The sequence below is a fragment of the Sphingopyxis sp. genome, assembly GCF_050725615.1.
Classification (GTDB): Bacteria; Pseudomonadota; Alphaproteobacteria; order Sphingomonadales; family Sphingomonadaceae; genus Sphingopyxis.
This window is the reverse complement of record NZ_JBOHHU010000154.1, coordinates 1-3,959: the sequence shown is the minus strand read 5'-3', so window position 1 is coordinate 3,959 and position 3,959 is coordinate 1. Positions and strand designations below refer to the sequence as shown.

At 66.3% G+C, this 3,959-nt stretch carries 4 protein-coding genes; all 4 read left to right on the top strand.

Annotated elements, in window-relative coordinates:
- The first annotated feature begins 70 nt into the window (after window positions 1-70).
- The 4 genes from ACREB7_RS20690 (at window position 71) to accD (ending at window position 3,864) form a co-directional block, all read left to right on the top strand.
- The gene (locus ACREB7_RS20690) at window positions 71-703 is read left to right on the top strand and encodes a phosphoribosylanthranilate isomerase (protein WP_431594141.1); all 633 of its coding nucleotides are present in this window, start codon (window positions 71-73) and stop codon (window positions 701-703) included.
- Between the two features lie 101 nt (window positions 704-804).
- The gene (trpB, locus tag ACREB7_RS20685) at window positions 805-2,025 is read left to right on the top strand and encodes a tryptophan synthase subunit beta (protein ID WP_431594140.1); all 1,221 of its coding nucleotides are present in this window, start codon (window positions 805-807) and stop codon (window positions 2,023-2,025) included.
- Between the two features lie 199 nt (window positions 2,026-2,224).
- Window positions 2,225-3,016, top strand: coding sequence for a tryptophan synthase subunit alpha (gene trpA / locus ACREB7_RS20680; RefSeq protein WP_431594139.1), 792 nt, complete (start codon window positions 2,225-2,227; stop codon window positions 3,014-3,016).
- On the top strand, window positions 3,013-3,864 hold the full coding sequence (gene accD, locus ACREB7_RS20675) for an acetyl-CoA carboxylase, carboxyltransferase subunit beta (RefSeq protein ID WP_431594138.1): 852 nt from the start codon (window positions 3,013-3,015) through the stop codon (window positions 3,862-3,864). Before trpA ends, accD begins: the two co-directional genes overlap by 4 nt.
- Window positions 3,865-3,959: the final 95 nt, after the last annotated feature.

Below are 3,959 nucleotides of genomic sequence, written 5' to 3'. Positions count from 1 at the left end.
CACGCAAACACAGCGCCAGACGTGTCTCGACTTCGCTCGACACCAACGGACATTGGATCATCCGGTAGCCATGACCCCTCTTGTCAAAATCTGCGGCCTCAAGACCAAGGCCGAAATCGACGCGGCGATCCGGCACGGCGCGACGCATATCGGGCTCAACCATTATGCGCCAAGCCCGCGCTACGTCGACCTGGACACCGCAGCGGAGCTCCGCAAATATGCGGGCGACCGGGTCAGGGTCGCGCTGTTGCTGGTCAACGCCAGCCCGCAGGTCACCGGCGCGGCGTGGAGCGCGGTGCGGCCCGACATCCTCCAGTTTCACGGCAATGAAACCCCCGAATGGATCAATGCGGTGAAGCAGAACACCCGGACCGAGGCCTGGAAGGCGGTCGGGCTGAAGGATGCCGGCACGCTCCAGCGGTCGCTGCAATATCGCGGCATCGTCGATCGGCTGCTGTTCGACGCCCCGGCGCAGGCGATGCCCGGCGGCACCGGCACGCGGTTCGACTGGTCGCTGCTCGTCGGTCACCGGCACAGCATCGACTGGGGCATCGCGGGCGGGCTCAACGCGGCCAATGTCTGCGACGCCCTCGCCGCGACCAATGCGCCGCTCGTCGATGTGTCGTCGGGGGTCGAAAGCGCGCCCGGCGTCAAGGATGTGGACAAGATCGCCGCTTTCCTTAAAGCGGTCGCCGCATGTTGACCCCGTCGTCCTCTGTCTTGCGCATCGGGAAACGATGGCGCTGATCGCCTGAGACCCCGTCTCGTCGCGAGCGCCTTATCCTTTTACCGATGGAAACGACCATGACTGCATCCCAGACCCTGCCCAACAGCCTTCGCACCGGACCCGACGAGCGCGGCCATTTCGGCCAGTTCGGCGGCCGCTATGTCGCCGAAACGCTGATGCCGCTGATCCTCGACCTCGAACGCGAATATCGCACCGCGCAGGCCGACCCGGCGTTCAAGGCCGAGTTCGACGACCTGCTGAAGAATTATGTCGGCCGCCCCAGCCCGCTGTGGCTCGCGCAGCGGCTGACCGATCACCTCGGAGGGGCCAAGATTTATCTGAAGCGCGAGGATCTCAACCACACCGGCGCGCACAAGATCAACAATTGCATCGGTCAGATCCTGCTCGCCCGGCGGATGGGCAAGACCAAGATCATCGCCGAGACCGGCGCGGGCCAGCATGGCGTCGCGACCGCGACCGTTGCGGCGCTGTTCGGCCTGCCCTGCACCATCTTCATGGGCGCGGTCGACGTCGCGCGGCAGCAGCCGAACGTCTTTCGCATGAAATTGCTCGGCGCCGAAGTCGTCGCGGTCGAGAGCGGCGCGAAGACGCTGAAGGATGCGATGAACGAGGCGCTGCGGCACTGGGTCGCGAACGTCCACGACACGTTTTACATCATCGGCACCGTCGCCGGTCCGCACCCCTATCCCGAGCTGGTTCGCGATTTCCAGTCGGTGATCGGCGACGAGGCGCGGGCGCAGATTTTGGAGGCCGAGGGCCGCCTGCCCGACATGCTGATAGCGCCGGTCGGCGGCGGGTCGAACGCGATCGGGCTGTTCCATCCGTTTCTGGATGATGCGGGGGTCGAGATCGTCGGCGTCGAAGCCGCGGGCGAAGGGCTGGACGGCAAGCATGCCGCGAGCCTTGCCGGCGGGCGTCCCGGCATCCTCCACGGCAACAAGACCTATCTGCTCCAGGACGCGGACGGCCAGATCACCGAGGCGCACAGCATCTCGGCGGGGCTCGACTATCCGGGCATCGGCCCCGAGCATAGCTGGCTCCACGATATCGGCCGCGTGCGCTACGAACCGGTGACCGATGCCGAGGCGCTGGCGAGCTTCCAGAAGCTCACCCAGCTCGAGGGGATCATTCCGGCACTTGAATCCGCCCACGCCATCGCCGCGGCGGAGCGCATCGCGCCGACCTTGGGCAAGGACAAGATCATCATCGTCAATTGCTCGGGGCGCGGGGACAAGGATATCTTCACGGTGGCGGATGCGCTGGGGGTGGAGCTGTGAGTTACAAGTTCAAAAAGTCCGCATTCGAATTGGCCACCGCCGTCGGCGTCGCTCTAGTCGCCTATTATGCTCTCGTAGAAGGGCTGGCACTTGGATGGGGTCGAATTTTCGCAGCCCCGATCGGCCTTCTTGCGGCGTGGTATTTGGCCCGTCCGTTCTTCGAACGCCAATGGCCGGAACCGAAGAAGGGGTGGGCCGAATGACCCGCTTCGCCGCCACCTTCGCCAAGCCGCGCACCGCGCTCGTCGCCTTCATCACTGCGGGCGACGGGGATACCGCCGCGAACCTCGACGCGCTCGTCGCGGGCGGGGCCGATGTGATCGAGCTGGGCATGCCCTTTACCGATCCGATGGCCGACGGCCCCGCGATCCAGGCGGCGAATTTGCGCAGCCTCGCCAAGGGCACCACCACTGCGGACATTTTCGCCATCGCGGCCAGCTTCCGTCAACGCCATCCCGACACCCCGCTCGTCCTGATGGGCTATGCCAATCCGATGACGGTGCGCGGGCCCGACTGGTTCGCCGCCGAATGCGCCAGGGCGGGGGTCGACGGCATCATCTGCGTCGACATTCCGTCGGAGGAAGACCCCGAACTCGGCCCCGCGCTGCGCGCCGCCGGGGTCGACCTGATCCGCCTCGCCACGCCGACGACCGACCCGGCGCGCCTGCCCGCCGTGCTCGAGGGCGCGGGCGGGTTCCTCTATTATGTCAGCGTCGCCGGGATCACCGGGCTGCAACAGGCGGCGCAGGCGAGCATCGAGGAAGCTGTGGCGCGGCTCAAGGGCGCGACCGACCTGCCCGTTGCGGTCGGCTTTGGCGTTCGGACCCCCGAACAGGCGGCGCAAATCGCCAAGGTCGCCGATGGCGTCGTCGTCGGATCGGCCTTTATCGACATCATCGCCGAGCATGGCGACGCCGCCGCGCCTTATGTCGAGGCCTTCACCCATAGCCTCGCCGATGCTATTCACGGCGCAAAGGAGATCGCCGCATGAGCTGGCTCGAACGCGTCCGCAACGCCCTGCCCTTCGCGGCGAAGCGCGACACCGCCGACAACCTCTGGCACAAGTGCCGCGAATGCCAGCAGATGGTGTTCGTCAAGGAATGGCAGGACAATCTGAACGTCTGCCCGCGCTGCGACCATCACGACCGCATCGGCGCGAGCGAACGTTTCCTGCAATTGTTCGACGGCGGCCTGCACGAAATCCTCGCGTCGCCCGCCGCGCCAGAGGATCCGCTGAAGTTCAAGGACACCAAAAAATATACCGACCGCATCAAGGCGGCGCGCGCCTCGACCGGCGACCGTGATGCCTATCAGAACGCCTTCGGCCGCATCGGCGGGCACCCCGCTGTCGTCGGCGTGCAGGATTTTGCCTTCATGGGCGGATCGATGGGGGTCGCCGTCGGTGAGGCTTTCGTCGCCGGGGTCGAGGAATCGATCCGGCGCGGCTGCCCCTATATCGCGATCACCGCCGCGGGCGGCGCGCGGATGCAGGAAGGCACGCTGTCGCTGATGCAGATGCCGCGCGCCACCGTGGCGCTTGCGCGCCTGCGCCGGGCCGGGCTGCCCTATATCGTGCTGCTCACCGACCCGACGACGGGCGGCGTCACCGCGAGCTATGCGATGCTCGGCGACGTCCAGATCAGCGAGCCCAAGGCGCTGATCGGCTTCGCGGGGCAGCGCGTGATCGAGAATACGATCCGCGAAAAATTGCCCGAAGGCTTCCAACGCGCCGAATATCTGCTCGACCATGGGATGATCGACATGGTGGTGCACCGCAAGGAACTGCCGGCGACGCTGGGGCGGTTGATTGGATATCTCGCGCCCGAGAAGGCGGCTTAAGACATCGATCCGCCTTCCCCCTCAGGGGAGGGCAACGAGACTTGCCAGCTTGCTGGCTAGTCGCAGTGGGTGGGGTCCCTCGGCTTGCGCAAGGC

What these genes read in the sequence shown, in the direction of transcription:
- ACREB7_RS20690 (WP_431594141.1), top strand. Translation starts at nt 71, where the DNA reads ATGACCCCTCTTGTCAAAATCTGCGGCCTCAAGACCAAGGCCGAAATC.
- trpB (WP_431594140.1), top strand. Translation starts at nt 805, where the DNA reads ATGACTGCATCCCAGACCCTGCCCAACAGCCTTCGCACCGGACCCGAC.
- trpA (WP_431594139.1), top strand. Translation starts at nt 2,225, where the DNA reads ATGACCCGCTTCGCCGCCACCTTCGCCAAGCCGCGCACCGCGCTCGTC.
- accD (WP_431594138.1), top strand. Translation starts at nt 3,013, where the DNA reads ATGAGCTGGCTCGAACGCGTCCGCAACGCCCTGCCCTTCGCGGCGAAG.